Origin of the sequence: Albidovulum sediminis (genome assembly GCF_025380365.1) — a bacterium.
GTDB lineage: Bacteria > Pseudomonadota > Alphaproteobacteria > Rhodobacterales > Rhodobacteraceae > Albidovulum > Albidovulum sediminis.
The window spans coordinates 372,688-389,263 of record NZ_JAOCQF010000001.1; the positions used below are offsets into that span (position 1 = coordinate 372,688).

General features: G+C 67.2%; 15 protein-coding genes, 1 tRNA gene and 1 pseudogene. 1 reads left to right on the plus strand and 16 read right to left on the minus strand.

Annotation, left to right across the window (positions count from 1 at the left end):
- Positions 1–85: 85 nt before the first annotated feature.
- Positions 86–2,242, plus strand: a complete 2,157-nt coding sequence (locus N5I32_RS21315; protein ID WP_261493679.1) for a glycosyltransferase — start codon at positions 86–88, stop codon at positions 2,240–2,242.
- On the opposite strand, the gene N5I32_RS01795 is transcribed toward N5I32_RS21315, so the two are convergent.
- The 16 genes and pseudogenes from N5I32_RS01795 to N5I32_RS01870 form a co-directional block, all read right to left on the minus strand.
- Positions 2,239–3,324 (minus strand): radical SAM protein, encoded by a 1,086-nt coding sequence (locus tag N5I32_RS01795; protein ID WP_261493680.1) that lies wholly within the window; start codon positions 3,322–3,324, stop codon positions 2,239–2,241. The genes N5I32_RS21315 and N5I32_RS01795 overlap by 4 nt on opposite strands.
- Positions 3,325–3,422: 98 nt before the next feature.
- The gene (locus N5I32_RS01800) at positions 3,423–4,589 is read right to left on the minus strand and encodes a nucleotide sugar dehydrogenase (RefSeq protein WP_261493681.1); all 1,167 of its coding nucleotides are present in this window, start codon (positions 4,587–4,589) and stop codon (positions 3,423–3,425) included.
- 19 nt (positions 4,590–4,608) lie between these two features.
- Positions 4,609–4,749 (minus strand): annotated as a pseudogene (locus tag N5I32_RS01805) (IS6 family transposase); the annotation flags it as partial.
- A 248-nt stretch (positions 4,750–4,997) separates the two neighbouring features.
- Positions 4,998–5,702, minus strand: a complete 705-nt coding sequence (locus tag N5I32_RS01810; RefSeq protein ID WP_261493682.1) for an IS6 family transposase — start codon at positions 5,700–5,702, stop codon at positions 4,998–5,000.
- Between the two features lie 118 nt (positions 5,703–5,820).
- Positions 5,821–5,910 (minus strand) — tRNA-Ser (locus tag N5I32_RS01815).
- A gap of 121 nt (positions 5,911–6,031) precedes the next feature.
- Entirely contained in the window at positions 6,032–6,685 is a 654-nt protein-coding gene (locus tag N5I32_RS01820; RefSeq protein WP_261493683.1) for a glutathione S-transferase family protein, read from the minus strand.
- Between the two features lie 66 nt (positions 6,686–6,751).
- Positions 6,752–8,050: an amidohydrolase family protein gene (locus tag N5I32_RS01825; RefSeq protein WP_261493684.1), complete on the minus strand. Its 1,299-nt coding sequence runs from the start codon at positions 8,048–8,050 to the stop codon at positions 6,752–6,754.
- On the minus strand, positions 8,050–8,994 hold the full coding sequence (locus tag N5I32_RS01830) for an ABC transporter permease (protein WP_261493685.1): 945 nt from the start codon (positions 8,992–8,994) through the stop codon (positions 8,050–8,052). The genes N5I32_RS01825 and N5I32_RS01830 overlap by 1 nt, the downstream gene beginning before the upstream one ends.
- Complete coding sequence (locus N5I32_RS01835) at positions 8,994–10,043, minus strand: ABC transporter permease (protein ID WP_261493686.1); 1,050 nt, start codon at positions 10,041–10,043, stop codon at positions 8,994–8,996. Before N5I32_RS01835 ends, N5I32_RS01830 begins: the two co-directional genes overlap by 1 nt.
- Entirely contained in the window at positions 10,033–11,577 is a 1,545-nt protein-coding gene (locus N5I32_RS01840) for an ABC transporter ATP-binding protein (RefSeq protein ID WP_261493687.1), read from the minus strand. The genes N5I32_RS01835 and N5I32_RS01840 overlap by 11 nt, the downstream gene beginning before the upstream one ends.
- Positions 11,577–12,605 (minus strand): BMP family protein, encoded by a 1,029-nt coding sequence (locus tag N5I32_RS01845; protein WP_439648169.1) that lies wholly within the window; start codon positions 12,603–12,605, stop codon positions 11,577–11,579. The genes N5I32_RS01840 and N5I32_RS01845 overlap by 1 nt, the downstream gene beginning before the upstream one ends.
- Before the next feature lie 115 nt (positions 12,606–12,720).
- Positions 12,721–14,229, minus strand: a complete 1,509-nt coding sequence (locus tag N5I32_RS01850; RefSeq protein ID WP_261493688.1) for an aldehyde dehydrogenase family protein — start codon at positions 14,227–14,229, stop codon at positions 12,721–12,723.
- A gap of 6 nt (positions 14,230–14,235) precedes the next feature.
- Complete coding sequence (locus tag N5I32_RS01855) at positions 14,236–14,583, minus strand: cupin domain-containing protein (RefSeq protein ID WP_261493689.1); 348 nt, start codon at positions 14,581–14,583, stop codon at positions 14,236–14,238.
- Between the two features lie 7 nt (positions 14,584–14,590).
- Positions 14,591–14,932 (minus strand): cupin domain-containing protein, encoded by a 342-nt coding sequence (locus tag N5I32_RS01860; protein ID WP_261493690.1) that lies wholly within the window; start codon positions 14,930–14,932, stop codon positions 14,591–14,593.
- Positions 14,929–15,294, minus strand: coding sequence for a cupin domain-containing protein (locus N5I32_RS01865; protein WP_261493691.1), 366 nt, complete (start codon positions 15,292–15,294; stop codon positions 14,929–14,931). The genes N5I32_RS01860 and N5I32_RS01865 overlap by 4 nt, the downstream gene beginning before the upstream one ends.
- The gene (locus N5I32_RS01870; RefSeq protein ID WP_261493692.1) at positions 15,291–16,568 is read right to left on the minus strand and encodes a nucleotide disphospho-sugar-binding domain-containing protein; all 1,278 of its coding nucleotides are present in this window, start codon (positions 16,566–16,568) and stop codon (positions 15,291–15,293) included. The genes N5I32_RS01865 and N5I32_RS01870 overlap by 4 nt, the downstream gene beginning before the upstream one ends.
- Positions 16,569–16,576 lie beyond the last annotated feature (8 nt).

The window sequence follows — 16,576 nt, forward strand, 5'->3', positions numbered from 1 at the left end:
GTGCCGCCTCCCGGCAGACTGGCGTGGACATGTCGCGTACCTTGGTTCACTCTGTTTGCATGTTCAAGTCTGCTGCCGGAGCATCGTGCAATCTGACGTTCTGATCCTGGGCGATATCCGGTTTCCCGGCGGCACCGCGACGGCCATGGCGTCAGAGGCCCGTGCCTTGGCGGAAGCAGGCTACGAAGTCGGGATATTGCCGGTCAGGGGCGGTGTCCTGAATTTCCCGCACCCGGTGAACCCCGCGCTGCAGGCGCTGTCGGGGCGCGAACGCATCACTCTGGTGCCCCCCGGCGTCGTGCCGCGCGCCCGGCTATGTCTCCTGCATCATCCGCAGCTTTACACGGACCTTCCCGCCGACCCCATCCGGGTCATCGCCGATGAATTTCGGATGATCGTCCACCACCCACCCGTCGACGCGCGCGGAACGGCGAACTACGACTGGCGGGCGATCGATCGCAACCTGCGCCTTCTTTTCGGCCCCCTGCGCTGGGCGCCGGTGGGGCCCAAAGTGCGTGCGGCTTTCCGGGGACTTCCGGATGGACCCGACGTCACTTCCGAAGACTGGGTCAACGTTCTGGATTCCAATGATTTTCGACTGGCGCGCACCGGTTTCCTGCCAGCGGTCCCGGTGGTCGGGCGGCACGGTCGGCCCGATCCGCTGAAATGGCCCGACGACAGGACGAGTTTCCTTGCCGCCTACCCGGCGCGCCCGGACATCCGCGTCAGGCTGATGGGCTACGGGCCTGAACAGGATGCGGTCGTTGTCAAGCGCCCAGAGAACTGGGAAGTCCTGCCGTTCAACGCCGAACCTGTGCGACATTTCCTCGGCAGCATCGACTATTATGTGCACTTCCATGGCGGCGACTGGATCGAGGCGTTCGGCCGCGCCATCCTGGAGGCGATCGCATCAGGGGCCGTTGCGATCCTTCCGGAGCATTTCCGCGGCGTTTTCGGCGATGCGGCCGTCTATTGCCCGGCAAAGGGCGTGGCTGACACGGTGCTGGCGCTGCACCGCGACCCGGCGGCCTATACCCGGCAATCTGCCCGTGCGCTCGCAATCATACGCGAGTCCTATGGACCGGAGACGGCGGTGGCGAGGGTTCGCCAGATCATCGGGGCCCCTGCGCCGACCCGGCCCGTGCCAGCCCGGGCTGCGCCTGCGGCAAAGGCACTGTTCCTGACCTCGAACGGTGTCGGCATGGGACACCTGACGCGCGCGGTGGCCGTCGCGCGGCGTTTGCCCCCGGCCGTTCGTCCGGTGGTCGTGACCTTGTCCAAGGCTTTCGGCGTTTGCACGGCCGACGGCATCGAGGCGGAATATCTTCCTTATCACAAGTCGGTCGACATGGATTACGACCGCTGGCAAGGCTTTCTCGTGCGCGAGATGGACGAAATCCTTGGCTTCCACCGCCCCCAGGTCTTCGTGTTCGACGGCAACGTGCCCTATCCCGGGCTGGTGGCCGCACTGAGCGGGCGGCAGGGCCTGTGGAAGGTCTGGGAAAGGCGGGCGATGTGGGCACCGGGTTCGGGCGCGCATCACCTGGCGCAGGAACCTGCCTTCGATGCGGTCATCGAGCCGGGCGAACTGGCTGGCCTCATGGACCGCGGGCTGACCCGCGACAGCCGGGCACGGACGATCGCCGTGCCGCCCGTCCGCTATCTCCGCCAGGATGAAGGCCTGGATCGCCAGACTGCCCGCAAGGAACTGGGCCTGGAGGAGGGTACGACTGCGGTTCTGCTGCAACTTGGTTCAGAAAACAACTTTGACCTGTCGTCCGTGCGCAATGCCGCGATAGCCGAACTGAGCCGCTATCCGCGGGTGGCCCTTGTCAACGCCGAATGGCTGATCCGCAACGGCACGACCGAGGTTCCGCCGGGCGTCATCGCTCTTCGCCAGTTTCCCATCGCCCGGTATCTGTCGGCCTTCGACTTCGCGATTTCGACGGCGGGCTACAACACCTATCACGAAAACATCTTTGCCGGCCTGCCGACGATCTTCGTTCCGAACGAGAACCCGGAACAGGACGAACAATGGTTGCGCGCCCGCTACGCCGAAATGAGCGGGCTGGCGATGTCGGCGCGCCTCATCGACCCTCATGATCTGGCGCCCAAGATCGCGGCGATGATGGATCCCGAGGTGCGAGACGGTCTGGCGCGCGCCTGTGCGGCGCTCGATCCATCGAACGGCGCCGATGCGGCCGCGCGGTACATCGCGGAACTGGCGATGATCCGGCGCTAGGCGGCAGGATTGCCGGAGGGGCGGAACTGATCGGTCGACAGATAGGTCGAGGTGAAGGCGTCGATACCCACCTGTCCGCAGATCTGCGCGCATTTCATCAGCCGCTCGGGGCCGGGCCCCCAGGCACGCGTAAAGTGTGGCAGGTATCGCTCGATGATGACGGCCAGAGGCGTTTCGCGCAGATTCAGGCGATCTTCGCCAACTCTCCCGACCAGTTCATGAAAGGACTGGTGAACGGCACTTGATTTCCGGCTGTCGGGCAGCCCCGGCTTTTCGTGCAGGATCGCGCCAAGCCAACAGCAGGGAAAGACATGCCCGGTCGCGGCGACGTAGACCGAGCCCTCGGGTATCACCTTGCACCGGATCGGGCAGGACGCCAGAGCCTGACGGTCGGGCCGCGCGGCAAGTGCGGGTGCGGGAAACCTCTCGCTCGGGTGCAGGCGGTCGACCTCGCGCCCGTCGTCGTCAAGAACCCTGTGGTCCGGGCCGTTGAAACGGGTCGTGGACTTCAGGACGAAGCGTTCGAAACCCATCTGGCGCGCCATGGTGCGCGCTGTCTCCACCTCGTGCTCGTTATGGGAAAAGACCAGCATGTCCCAGGTCGCCCGTCCGCCTGCGCCCATGAAGGTGGCGGCATTCTGCAGGATCGTGCCGAACCGGGTATGACGCCGGTAACGGCGATGCGTCTCTTCGGTTGCGCCGTCCAGCGCAAAATGGGCATGCGCCCCCAGCGCACCAAGGTCCGACCAGAAGCTTGCTGGGCGCGCGCTGCCGTTGGTGATCAGGTTCAGATGCAGACGCCGGTTCATGCGCCGCGCGTGTTCCAGCATCGGCAGGCAGTCCTGCGCGATGATCGGGTCGCCGAAGTTTCCGCAGAAGGTCAGGGTGGATAGCTGCCTCAGGAAGGCGGGGCTGAACCACGCGACGAACTCCGCAAGCGTGACTTCGTTCAACGGCAGGTTGGCACGCGGGCGCCCGCCAGCGACGTTGCGCCCGCACATCGGGCAGGCAGCCTGGCATTTCGCGCTTGGTTCGAGGTGCAGGTTGCGCACTTCGGCGTAGCTGTAGAGCCGTTGGAACATGCGTTCGTTCAACCTGAAAGACGCGGCGACCTTCGCCATGGGCGCGTGGCGCAATAGTGACCCAAGAGGTGCTGGCTGTCACCCGCAAAGCCCGATGTTCAGTCCAACCCGAACAGATCCCGGGAAAAGACCTTTCCCGCGACATCGGCAAGATCATCCGATACCCGGTTGGCGATGATGACATCCGAGCTTTGCTTGAAGACCGCGAGATTCCCGATCAGGCGCGCGCCCTTGATCCGGTCCCCACTCAACAGCGGCTCGTGGACAAGCAATTCGATCCCGCGGTCCCGAAGACGGGCCATGACGTCGAGGATCGGCGAATGGCGGAAACTGTCGCTGCCCGCCTTCATCTCGAGCCGGTGTATGCCAACAGTTCGCGGCATCAGGGCGAATATCCGGTCCGCCAGGAAATCGGTCCGCGTCCGGTTTGCGTCCACGATGGCGCGAATGATGTTCTGCGGAACTCCTGAATAGCTCGCAAGGAGCTGCCGGGTGTCCTTGGGCAGGCAGTAACCGCCGTAACCGAAGGATGGATTGTTGTAGTGATTGCCGATCCGCGGGTCGTGCCCCAGACCCTCGATGACAGGGCGCGCGTTGATGCCGCGCGCCAACGCAAAACTATCCAGTTCGTTGAAGAACGCAACGCGCATCGCAAGGAAGGCGTTGGAGAAAAGCTTGATCGCCTCGGCTTCCCGCGGGTCTGTCAGAAGAACCGGAATATCCGAGGAGTGGGCCCCCTGACGCAACAGTTCGGCGAAGGCCCGTGCCCTGTCCGAGATTTCGCCGACGACGATCCGCGACGGGTTCAGCGTATCGTGAAGTGCGTGGCTTTCACGGAGGAACTCAGGGCTGAACAGGACCTGCCGGGTGTTCAGTTGCGCTCGAACGTTCTCGACGAATCCCACGGGTATCGTCGAACGGATGACGATCACCGCCTCCGGGTTCAGCGCGGCCGCCTCGGCGATCACCTGCTCAACCGAAGAGGTGTCGAAGCAATCGGTTGCCGGGTCATAATCGGTGGGCGTGGCGATCAGGACGTATCGTGCGCCGGGCACGGCCTTTGCGAGGTCGGTCGTTGCGGAAAGTCGCAGGTTTTCGCTTGCCAGAAAGCTTGCCAGCTCTCGATCGCCAAGGGGGCTTTCGCGCCGGACGATACTTGCCACCCGGTCTGGGTCGGAATCGACCGCCACGACGTCGTTGTGCCGCGCCAGGAGAACGGCGTTCGAAAGCCCGACATGGCCAAGCCCCACGACACAGATGCGCACTTTGCCTTACTCCTCTCCGGCGGAATGTCTCATGGCTCACATCGACCCCGCGCTGGTGCAACAGAACTTCGGCATTCCGGAGCGAGGGCGGGAACCGGACTTGGAGCATCACGGCCGGCCGGAAAGCCTCGGGGCTGGTCTTGAACCATTTGAAAGGGCTGGGATTGACCCCGCCCTGACGCTAGCGAATGCCCGGTCACGCCTCAAGCCGAGTTTGTCCGGCAAAGCCTGGCGGACCACTTCATCGCGGGAGGATCAGCGTCATCGGAGCCCGCTCCATGGCAAAGGAGAGGCAGAACCTGTCCGAGCGCGGCCTTGCTCGATTGATCGGCAGCGGCGTTGCATCCGTCTGCAGGGTGGTGGCAGACAAATGCAAAGTCGTCTCAGCAAGGGCAGGATGGTTGTCCCTTATGCCGCGCAGAGGCCGCGCCACTCGGCGAGAGCAGCGGCGCGGTTCAACTTGAAATTCTGTCGCGAGGAGAGGCTGCGCTCCGAGTTGAACAGGTTGAGGACAGAGGCGTGGACGGATGCGAACTTCTGCAACGATCGCATCTGACGAAAGCGGAGCATGGCCCGCTCCCGTCGTCGAAAGGGCAAGTGCGAGTTCTCGGCGCCGTTGTTCATCCATCGGCCGGTTTGCTGGCGGTCGCGGATACCCATCTCGCCAAGTGCAGCGCCATAGGATCGAAGGCGATCAGTCACGAATTCGTCGGCTCGGCCATGCCGCTTCAGGGATTTCTTGAGGAATTTCAATGCCGCGTTCTTGTCCCGCCTATTCGTAACGAAGCTTTCCAGCACCTCACCCTCGTGATCGACGGCCCGCCTCAGATAATGCCGCTCGCCGTTGACCCTTACGAACATCTCGTCTAGGTGCCAACGGGCGCGACTGGACTGCATCCTCTCCACACGCCGCTTTCGGATCTCCGCCGCGAACATCGGGCCGAACCTGTGCCACCAAAAGCGAACCGTCTCGTGGCAGATATCGACGCCCCGTTCGTGCAGCAAATCCTCGACATTCCTGAGCGACAGCGGAAACCGGATGTACATCATCACCGCCAGGCGGATGATCTCGGGCGACGTTTTGAAGTAGCGAAAGGGGGAGCGTTTCGTCATGGGCGGAGGCTACGAAACCGACCAGCCCGCCTCAAGCCGCGTTTGTCTGACAGAGCCCACCGGAATCACGCCACAATGCGCGGAGCATAAAATCGATCAATATCAATGACTTACGTGGTGGCGGAGTGGAAGGGATTCGAACCCTCGAGACGGTTTCCCGTCTGCACCCTTAGCAGGGGTGTGCCTTCGACCACTCGGCCACCACTCCGCCTGCTGCTCTATCAGGGGTGCGGGGGCGGAAACAAGGGCAAAGTCGCCGGACTGCTGGCGAAAGGACCGCCCGTGGTCCCGGGGCGGCACACGGTGACCCCGGACGGCCCGCGGGGCGGTCAGGCCTTGTCGGCGCTGGCAAGTGCGGCCCAGTCCTCGGCCAGTGGCCGGTAGGTCGCGAATTCGGCCGCGACCGCGGGAAGGGCGGCGCAGCGGGCGCGATAGGCGGTGACGGTCGCGGGCCAGTCGATCCCGAGGCCGAGGGGGGCAGCCACCGTCTCGATCCAGAAGAGCGTGATCGGCAGGCCGCAATCGGCGATCGTCAGCGCCGCGCCGGCGTCGGGCGTCGTCTCCAGCATCCGGCCAAGCTGGCCCAGCCGCGTCTGCACCTGGCTCGCGGCCTCGGCCAGCCCGGTCGTATCGCGCCGTGACGGGCGCACGTGCGGGAAAAGCTTGCGCACCTCGGGGTCGAGCCGGGTGTCGTTGAAGCGCGAGCGTTCGCGCACCCGCGCGCGGTCCGCCGGATCGCGGGGCAGCGCGGGGGGCTCGGGGAAGCGGTCCTCCAGATACTCCGCGATCGCCTCGCTGTCGGCGATCGTCAGCCCGTCATGGACAAGCGTCGGCAGGTTGCCCGAGGGCACGATGCGGCGATATTCCTCCGACCCGTAGCCGCCGGGCGGGGGCACCTCGCGGTAATCGAGGCCCTTGTGGCGCAGAAGGATGCGCGTCTTGGCGCAGTAACTGCTCATCGGAATGGCGTAGAGCGTGATCATCGGCACCCTCCCTCGGTGGACGTCAGGCGCAGGCTAGCAGGTCGCGGCACCGCCGGCGAGCGGCATTCAGGATGCGCCGTGCGCCGGCACGCGCCCCGGCGCGCGGCGGCGCGCCGCACCGGGGCGGCCGGGCAGGGCCAGCGCATGGTCCCCCCGCGGCGTGCGCGCGACGACCTGGCCCTTCGACACCACCGCGAGGCGGGCGGGGCGCAGGCGCAACGCCTCGGTCGGGGTTCCCGCGTCGAGGACGACGAGCGAGGCCATGGCGCCGGGCCTGATCCCGTAGCCCTGAAGGTTCAGGATCGCGGCGTTGCCCTCCGTCACCATCTCGAAGCACTTGGCCATCTCGGCCGGATGGGTCATCTGTGCGACATGCAGCCCCATGAAGGCCACGTCCAGCATGTCGGCGGTGCCCAGCGAATACCAGGGGTCGAGCACGCAGTCCTGCCCCCAGCCGACGGTGATGCCGTGGGCCAGCATCTCCATCACCCGGGTCATGCCGCGCCGCTTCGGATAGGTGTCGTGGCGCCCCTGAAGGGTGATGTTGATCAAGGGGTTGGGGATCGCGCACATGCCGCTTTCGGCGATCAGCGGCAGAAGCTTGGAGACATAGTAGTTGTCCATCGAATGCATCGAGGTCAGGTGGCTGCCCGCCGCGCGGCCGCCCAGACCGTGGCGCGTGACCTCGGCCGCAAGCGTCTCGACATGCCGGCTGAGGGGGTCGTCGGTCTCGTCGCAGTGCAGGTCCAGCATCAGCCCGCGTTCGGCGGCGATCCGGGCCACGTCAGCCACGCTGTCGCGGCCCGCCTCCATCGTGCGTTCGAAATGCGGGATGCCGCCGACCACGTCGACGCCCATGTCGAGCGCGCGGATCAGGTTCGCGCGCCCGGTGGCGGTACGGTAGAGGCCGTCCTGCGGAAAGGCGACAAGCTGCAGGTCGATGTAGTCGCGCACGCGCCGCTTGACCTCAAGCATCGCCGTCACGCCGCGCAGGTGGTCGGGGGTGGTGTCGACATGGGTGCGGATCGCCAGCAACCCCATGCCCACGGCCCAGTCGCAGTAGGCCAGCGCGCGCTCGACCATCTCCTCGACCGTCGCCATGTCGCGCAACTCGCCCCAGAGCGCGATCCCCTCCAGAAGCGTGCCGGAGGCGTTGACGCGGGGCAGGCCGTAGGACAGCGTCGCGTCCATGTGGAAATGCGGGTCCACGAAGGGCGGGCTGACCAGATCGCCCGTGGCCTCGATCACCTCGCGCGCGGGGGCGCCCTCCAGCCGTTCGACCGCCGCGATCCGGTCGCCGCGGATGCCGATGTCGGCCACCCGCCCGTCGGGCAGCGTGCCGCCCTTCACGATCAGATCGAACATCACCGTTCCCCCTTGTTGTAGGGCACCATCAGCGCCGCCGGCACCTCGGCCCGCCGCGACATCAGGATCAGCGCGAGGATGGAGAGCGCGAAGGGCATCATCAGGAAGACCTGATAGGGCACGACCGCGCCGATGGGCATCTGCTGCAGCCGGATCTGCAGCGCGTCGAAGGCGGCGAACAGGACCGCGCCTAGAAGCGACTTCCACGGCTTCCACGCCCCGAAGACGACCAGCGCGATGCAGATCCAGCCGCGCCCGTTCACCATCTCGAAGAAGAAGGAGTTGAAGGCCGACATGGTCAGGAAGGCCCCCCCCACGGCCATCAGACCCGACCCGGCCATGACCGCGCCCATGCGCAAGGCGGTGACCGAGAGGCCCTGCGCCTCGACGGCGGCCGGGTTCTCGCCCACCGCGCGCAGCGCAAGGCCCATGGGCGTGCGGTAAAGGACGAAGGCCACCGCCGCGACCGTCGCGAAGGCGAGGTAGGTCAGCGGCGTTTGGGCAAACAGCGCCGGGCCCACCAGCGGCAAGTCGGACAGGACCGGCACCGGCCATTCCGCGAAGGCCTCGATCCGCGGGGGCGAGGTGACCTCGGGCAGGGCGAGGCGGTAGGTGAAATAGGTCATCGAGGTCGCGAGCAGCGTGACGCCCAGCCCGACCACATGCTGCGACAGGCCGAAGGGCACGGTCAGCGTGCCGTGCAGCGCGCCGAAGGCCATGCCGACCAGCAGCGCCATCAGGACGCCCGCGGGCAGCGGCAGGCCGGAATAGACCGCGAACCAGCCGGTGAAGGCGCCCGCGATCATGATCCCCTCGATGCCGAGGTTCAGGACACCCGCACGCTCGCAGATCAACTCGCCCACGGTGGCGAAGATCAGTGGGCTGGCGATCCGGATCGCCGCCGCCCAGAAGGTCGCCGACAGAAGGATGTCGAAGATCTCCATCAGCCCCTCCTGACCCTGACCCGCGCGAGCAGGAGTGCGAGCACCATGAACAGGAGCGCCGCCGCCGTCAGCGCGTCGGCGATGTAGGTGGGCACGCCGATCGCCCGGCTCATCGAATCCGCGCCGACGAAGACCCCGGCGACGAAAAGCGCCGAGACGACGACGCCCAGCGGGTTGAGAAGGGCCAGCATGGCGACGATGATCCCGGCGTAACCGAAGCCGGGGCTGAGGTCGAGCGTCAGGCTCCCCTTCAGCCCGGCCACCTCGGACCAGCCGGCAAGGGCGGCAAGCCCCCCCGACAGAAGCGCGGTCTTGATGAGGATCCGCCCCACCGGCAGCCCGGCAAAGCGCGCGGCCTCGGGGTTCAGGCCGACCGCGCGCATCTCGTAGCCGAGCGTGGTGCGGGTCTGCACGACCCAGACCCCCAGGGCCGCGATCAGCGCGAGGAGAAAGCCCCAGTGCAGGCGCAGCCCCTCCATGATCCGGGGCAGCCGCGCCTCGGCGATCAGCTTTTCCGACTTGGGCCAGCCCATGCCCGCGGGGTCTTTCATCGGCCCTTCCAGCAGGTAGGACACGAACAGCAGCATGATGAAGTTGAACAGGAGCGTGGTGACAACTTCATCCACCCCGAAGCGCAGCTTCAGCGTGGCGGGGCCGAGAAGGACCAGCGCCCCCGCCACCGCCGCGAAAAGCGCCGAGACCGGCAAGAGGAGCGGCCAGGGCAGGCCAAGCGCGCCAGTGCCCAGAAGCACGGTGACGATCGCACCCGCGTAAAGCTGCGCCTCCGCGCCGATGTTCCACAGCTTGGCGCGGAAGGCGACCGCGACGGCCAGTCCGGTGAAGATCAGGGGCGTCGCCCGGTTCAGCGTTTCGAGAAGCGCGAACTTCGACCCGGCGGCCCCCTTCACCATCAGCCCCAGCACCGCGAACGGGTCGGCCCCCGCCACCAGCGCCAGCGCCATCGCGAAGGCGACCGTGGCGCCAAGGGCCGCGGCGGGATAGCCGAGGCTGCGGCCGAGGCCCGGATCGGCAACCGGTTCAAGCCGCATGTCCGGCCTCCTCGAACCCGTGGCCGGCCATCCACACGCCGAGGCCGGCAGGCGTCATGTCGCCCCGCGCGAAGGCAGGGGACAGGCGGCCTTCGGAAATCACGTGGATCACGTCGGAAAGCGCCATCACCTCGTCAAGATCCTCCGAGATCAGCAAGACCGCCGCGCCCTCGTCCCGCGCCCTGAGCAGGCGCTGGTGCACATAGGTCACCGCGCCGATGTCGAGCCCCCGCACCGGCTGATTCGCCAGGATGATCTTCGGCCCGCGTTCCAGCACGCGGCCGAGGATCAGCTTCTGCATGTTGCCCCCCGACAGCAGGCGGATGCGCGTCGCCGGGCCGGGGCAGCGCACGTCATAGGTGGCGATGATGTCCTGCGCAAAGCCTTCGGCCGCGCGCCAGTCCATCCATCCGCGGCGGCTGAAGCGGGCGTCGCCGTAGCTTTCGAGGATCGCGTTCTCGGTCAGGGTGAAGTCGGCGATGGTGCCGGTCTTGTGCCGGTCCTCGGGGATGCGCGCCACGCCCGCGTCGACGGCCAGCCGGGGCGACCAGCCCTCGACCGGCGCGCCGGCCAGGTCCATCTCGCCCGTCTCGGGCATCTCCAGCCCGCCGACCAGCGCGGCAAGGGTTGCCTGCCCGTTGCCGGACACCCCGGCAAGCCCGGTGATCTGCCCCGCCCGCAACTCCAGCGTCACCCCGCGCAACCCCGTCGCATTGCCCCGCGCCGGGGTGGAGACGCCGCGCAGCCCCATCAGCACCGGCCCCGGCGCATGCGGCCTGACCTCAAGCTCCGCCACCTCGGCGCCGACCATCATCGTCGCCAGCTGGTGCCGGTCGGTCTCCGCCGTCCTGACCTCGCCCACCAGCCTGCCGTGCCTGAGGACCAGCACGCGCGAGGATATCGCCATCACCTCGTGCAGCTTGTGGCTGATGAAGATCACCGACATCCCGCGCGCCACCGCCTTCCCCAGCGTGGCGAAAAGGTCGTCGGCCTCCTGCGGGGTCAGCACCGCCGTCGGCTCGTCCAGGATCAGGATGCGCGCATCCCGGTAGAGCGCCTTGAGGATCTCGACCCGCTGCCGCTCTCCCACCGTCAGGCTGCCCACCCGCGCATCGGGGTGCACCGCCAGCCCGAAATCGCGCGAGAGATCCTCGACCCGGCCCCGCGCCGCCGCGCGACCCCGGCCCAGCCGCCACAGGGGCTCGGTGCCCAGCGTGATATTCTCCATCACCGTCAGGTTGTCGGCCAGCGTGAAGTGCTGGTGCACCATGCCGACACCCGCGGCCAGCGCCGCGCGCGGGTTGCCCGGGGGCAGGGGCGCGCCGAACAGCTCGACCGCGCCTTCGTCGGCCGAATAATGGCCGAACAGGATGTTCATCAGCGTGGTCTTGCCCGCGCCGTTCTCGCCCAGAAGCGCGATCACCTCGCCCTCGTGCAGGTCGAAGGTGATCGCGTCATTGGCCACCAGCGGCCCGAACCGCTTGGTGATGCCCGAAAGGCGCAGGACGACCCGCGCCTGCGCCTCCATGCCCATCAGCCCGCCACGGGCTCGTTGTCGTTGATCTCGACGGTAAGGCTGCCGTCCTTGATCGCCGCCTCGCGTTCGGCGACCAGCGCCACCGCCGCCTCGGGCACCTTGCCCTCGAACGTGCCAAGGGGGGCGAGCGAGCAGCCGCCTTCCTTCATCTGCGAATAGACGCCGTAGTTGTCGGCCGTGAAGCTGCCGTCCTGCACCTTCGCCAGCGCGGCGTTGAAGGTCGGCTCGAAGTGCCAGAGCGCCGAGGCGACGACGGTTTCGGGATAGTCGGCCTGCGTGTCGATGACGTTGCCCACCGAGAACACGCCGCGCTCCTTCGCCGCGTCCGAGACGCCGAAGCGTTCGGCATACATCACGTCCGCGCCCGCATCGATCATGGCGAATGCGGTTTCCTTGGCCTTCGGGGGATCGAACCACGAGCCGATGAAGCTGATCTGGAACTTCGCGTCCGCGCGCGTTTCGCGCACGCCCGCCATGAAGGCGTTCATCAGCCGGTTGACCTCGGGGATGGGGAAGCCGCCGACCATGCCGATGTTTCCGCTTTGCGTCATCGCGCCGGCGATGATGCCCGACAGGTAGGAGGCATCCTGGATGTAGTTGTCGAAGACCGCGAGGTTCGGATGGGCCGGGTCGGGCATGAAGCTCGACCCCATCAGGAAGGCCACCTCGGGATAGTCGCCCACGACCTCGCGCGCCTCGTCCTCGACGCCGAAGATCTCGCCCACGATCAGCTTGGCGCCGCCCTCGGCATATTCCCGCATGACGCGGGCATAGTCGGTGTTCGCGGTGTTCTCCGAGAAGGTATAGCTGACCGCGCCCGCGTCCTGCTGGGCCATCGCGGCCTTGTGGATGCGGCTGACCCACTGCTGCTCGACGGGCACGGTGTAGATGCCCGCGACGCTGACCGGATCGGCCGCCAGAAGCCGGGCGGGCAGGCCGATGAGGCCGGTCGCGGTCAGCGCGCCGGTGGATTGAAGCAGTCTGCGGCGCGACAAGGGCGCCCCGGCCGTCATTCGCTGGATCATTGTCGTTTTCCCTGTTGGTGGATATTTTTTACTATCTGGTCAAACATTGCCGATTCGGGCAAGCGCCTTCACGGCCCCGCCAGCATAGACCGCGCGGGGGCAGGGACCAGCGGCTTCAGTTGGCCTTGCGCCCGCCGGCGTCCAGGAACCAGTCGTCCGGGTAGGGATACCACCACCCCTGCATCCGCGGCTTGTGGTCGATGATGACCATCTTCGTGCGGCGGAACGCGTCGAGCCCCTGCCGCCCCAGTTCGCGCCCGAGGCCCGAGGCCTTCCAGCCGCCGAAGGGCAGCGCGTCGTTGTCGATCAGCGGGTTGTTGACCCAGACCATGCCGGCCTCCAGCCGCTCCGCCGCCTCCATCGCCTCGTCGAGCCGCGTGGTGAAGACGGAGGCGCCAAGACCGAAGGGGGAATCGTTTGCCCGTTCAATGGCTTCCTCGAAGTCTTTCACGCGGACGACGGCGGCGACGGGGCCGAAGCATTCCGTGCGCAGGATCTCCATCTCGTCGGTGCAGCCGGTCAGGATCGTCGGTTCATAGAACCAGCCCCGCGGCTGGTCGGGCGGGATGCGCCCGCCGGTCACGACCGTGGCCCCGCGCGCGCGGGCATCGTCCACAAGCCGCATGACCTTCGCCCGCGCCCCCTCGCTGACCAGGGGGCCGATCTCGGACCGGGCCAGCCCGTTGCCGATGCGCAGCATCCGGGCGCGGCGGGCGAACTCCGCCACGAAGGCGTCGTGGACCGCGTCCACCACGTAAAGGCGCTCGGCCGAGGTGCAGACCTGGCCCGAGAGGTGAAAGGCCGCCGTGACCGCACCCGCCGCGGCAACGTCGAGGGGCGCGCTCTCGCTGATGATCATCGGGTCGCTGCCGCCTGCCTCGATCACCGCGGGCTTCATCGCGCCTGCCGCCGCGGCGCCGACCGCGCGCCCTGCCGCGACCGAGCCGGTGAAGGCGACCGCATGGGTCAGGGGCGAGGCGATCAGCGCCTCGGCCAGCCCCGCGCCGCCGGGCAGGCAGGCCACAAGGCCCTCCGGCAAACTGCTGAAGCATTTCATGAATTCGAGCGTGGAGAGGGTCGTCGCCGGGGCCGGCTTGATCACGCAGCCGTTACCCGCGGCCAGCGACGCCGCGACCGTCCAGCACATCAGGAGGACGGGGAAGTTGAACGGCATGATGTGGACCGACACGCCAAGGGGTTCGTAGCGCGCATGCTGGAACGACCCGGCCTGCGTGGTGCCCGCGACCTTGCCCGCCTCATCCCGCGCCATCTCGGCGTAGTAGCGGAAGATCGGCGCGCAGTTCGCGATTTCTCCGATCGCCTCGGGGTAGGGCTTGCCCATCTCGCGGCTCATCAGGATGGCGGCGGGGCGGTGGTCCGCCGCCTCGATCCGGTTGGCCAGATCGTGAAGCGCCTTTGCGCGGCTCTTGGCGTCAAGCCGCTTCCACACGCCCTGCGCGGCGTTGACCGCGCGCAGGACCGCCTCCGCCTCCGCCCAGGTCGTCTCGGCGATGCGTCCGACCTCCTCCAGCGTCGCCGGGTCGACGACCGGCCGGGCGGCGGCGGCAAGCGGCCGGTAACCGGGCGCAAGGTAAAGGGCGGGGGTGGCGGGATCGAAGGTCATGCGGCCTCAGCGGATCATGTAGACTTTCTTGATCGTCTCGTGGACGGTGCAGACGCCTTTCCAGTCCTGCGGGAAGAAGGCGGCGGTATCCGGCGTGATTTCAATCACTTCGCCGCTGTCGTGAACGTAGGTGCAGCGGCCTTCGAGGAAGTGGCAGAACTCGTCCCGGGTGACGTGGCAGACCCATTTGCCGGGCGTGCAGACCCAGAGCCCGCATTCGCTCATCCCCTCCGGCCCCTTGTGGATCACCCGGCCCGAGGTGCGGCTTTGCCCCTCCAGCATGGTCGGGATCACGCCCCAGTCGACAAGGTCGGCCTGCTCCAGCGGCTTGCGCATCAAAGGTGTGGTGGTCATGGCTCTCCTATCGGCTCATGAAGGCCTTGGTGACGGTTTCGGTGACGATGCAGGTGCCGCTCCAGCCGGCGCGGAAGAAGACCATGCCGCCGGGGTTTATCGGGATCTCCTGTCCGTCCTCAGCGACATAGGCGCCGCGCCCGGCGACGAAGTAGCAGAACTCGTCGGCGGGGATGGTGACGCGCCGCTTGCCCGGCGTGCAGGACCAGAGACCGCATTCGCTGCTGCCGTCGGGGTTGGCGTGCATCACCTTGCCCGAGAGGTGGGGCGCGCCCTCGATCACGTTGGCGCTGGGCCCCCAGTCCTCCAGCGTGACGTCGGCCGCGTTCGGCCAGTTGGGTGTGGTCATGTCTCCGCCTCCCGGTCGGTCAGGTAATAGGTGTTGCGCAGGGTCTCGTGCACCGTGCACTCCCCCGCCCAGCCGGCGGGGAAAAGGACGGCAGTGCCGGGGGTTATCTCGATCACCTCGCCCGCGACGGAACGGTAGGTCGCCCGCCCCGCGACGAAGTGGCAGAACTCGTCCCGCGGGATGGCGAGGCGCCAGCGCCCCGGCGTGCAGACCCAGATGCCGATCTCGGGCCGGTTGCCGGGGCCCTTGTGGACCAGCCGCCCGGAGGAGTGCGAGGTGCCCGAGATCGCGTCGGGTTGCGCGCCCCAGTCCACGAGGTCGGCGCGGGTCGAGGCGTCGTGAAGGTGCGGGGCGCTGCTCACCTGACCAGCGCCTCCAGCAGCTTCGCGGCCTTGGCGGGGCCGTCCTGGCCCTGCATATGCGCCGATGTCGCCGCAAGTTTCGCCGCCATCCCCTTGTCGGATATGCAGGTTTCGAGCTTGGCCAGCAGCTCCGCCTCGGTCCAGTCGTAGCGCGGCATCTTGAAGCCGTGCCCGGTCTCCTGCACCCGCGTGGCGTTGTCGTGGCCGTCCCAGACATAGGGCATGATGATCGCGGGTTTGCCGAAATAGAGGCATTCGGTGAAGGAGTTGTTGCCGCCGTGGTGGATCGCCACGTCGACCTGCGGGATGACGGAAGGCTGCGGGAACCAATTCGATACATGAACGTTGCCCGGCAGATCGCGGTATTCGCTGCCATAATCGCCGATGTTGACCAGCGCGCGGAAGCGCGAGTTGCCGAGTGCCGCGATGATCCGCTTCAGGAGGTCCGTATCCCCGGCACCGAGCGAGCCGAAGGAGACATAGACCAGCGGGCCGTCGTTGTTCTTCGCGAAGGTCGGAACCTCATAGGGCGCCTCCTTGCGCACGCAGCCTTCGAGGTACTGGAAGCGCGCGGGGTCGAGCGGGTGCTGGCGGTCGAACTTCACCGGCTCGGGGTAGAGCAGCAGGTTGAGGAAGGGCGAGGCCTCGAAGAACTGGCCGATCGGATAGGCGTCTTCGCCGCAGGAGGCCAGGAAGGCGTTGAAGTCGTCGTGGATCGGCTTGATCACCGTGTTGAAGCGGTCGCGGAAGGCCTGGTGGCAGGCGTGGTCCTTTTCGCCGCAGCCCGACAGATGCGGCGGGATCCCCTCATCCTCGATCTCGTTTTCCGAACACGAAATGACGCGGACCCAGGGCACGCCATGCTGCTTGATCGCGGGAAAGAGGATGACGTTGTCCACCGCGATCACGTCGGGCTTCACCTTCGCCAGAACGCCCGGCAGGTCCTTCTGCGCCCATTTCGCGCTGTCGACGATCGCGGTCCAGCAGTCCTTCACGTAGTTGTCGATCTGGTCGTAGGGCGACTTGCGGAAGTTCGGGATGTGGCCATTGATGAAATCCTCCCAGAACTTCGCCATCTGCTCGGGCGGCATCGGTTCGGAGAGCGCCACGGGATGCGCCTCGAACCCGTAGCCCTCGTAGACCGGGACGAAGCCGGGGTCGGAGAGGAACACCGCCCGGTGGCCCAGCGCCTCGACCGCCTGGGCGATGCCGACGGAGTTGAGCGCGGGGCCGAAGGCGGCCTCGGGGAAGAAGGCGAAGGTTTTCTGCGGCATCTGGGTCT

Bases quoted from the DNA above. Each gene is read 5' to 3' on its own strand.
- N5I32_RS01835 (WP_261493686.1), bottom strand. From the start codon at position 10,043: ATGCGGCTTGAACCGGTTGCCGATCCGGGCCTCGGCCGCAGCCTCGGC.
- N5I32_RS01870 (WP_261493692.1), bottom strand. From the start codon at position 16,568: ATGCCGCAGAAAACCTTCGCCTTCTTCCCCGAGGCCGCCTTCGGCCCC.
- N5I32_RS01845 (WP_439648169.1), bottom strand. From the start codon at position 12,605: ATGATCCAGCGAATGACGGCCGGGGCGCCCTTGTCGCGCCGCAGACTG.
- N5I32_RS01850 (WP_261493688.1), bottom strand. From the start codon at position 14,229: ATGACCTTCGATCCCGCCACCCCCGCCCTTTACCTTGCGCCCGGTTAC.
- N5I32_RS01810 (WP_261493682.1), bottom strand. From the start codon at position 5,702: ATGACGAAACGCTCCCCCTTTCGCTACTTCAAAACGTCGCCCGAGATC.
- N5I32_RS01860 (WP_261493690.1), bottom strand. From the start codon at position 14,932: ATGACCACACCCAACTGGCCGAACGCGGCCGACGTCACGCTGGAGGAC.
- N5I32_RS01840 (WP_261493687.1), bottom strand. From the start codon at position 11,577: ATGGGCATGGAGGCGCAGGCGCGGGTCGTCCTGCGCCTTTCGGGCATC.
- N5I32_RS01825 (WP_261493684.1), bottom strand. From the start codon at position 8,050: ATGTTCGATCTGATCGTGAAGGGCGGCACGCTGCCCGACGGGCGGGTG.
- N5I32_RS01795 (WP_261493680.1), bottom strand. From the start codon at position 3,324: ATGTTCCAACGGCTCTACAGCTACGCCGAAGTGCGCAACCTGCACCTC.
- N5I32_RS01830 (WP_261493685.1), bottom strand. From the start codon at position 8,994: ATGGAGATCTTCGACATCCTTCTGTCGGCGACCTTCTGGGCGGCGGCG.
- N5I32_RS01855 (WP_261493689.1), bottom strand. From the start codon at position 14,583: ATGACCACCACACCTTTGATGCGCAAGCCGCTGGAGCAGGCCGACCTT.
- N5I32_RS01820 (WP_261493683.1), bottom strand. From the start codon at position 6,685: ATGATCACGCTCTACGCCATTCCGATGAGCAGTTACTGCGCCAAGACG.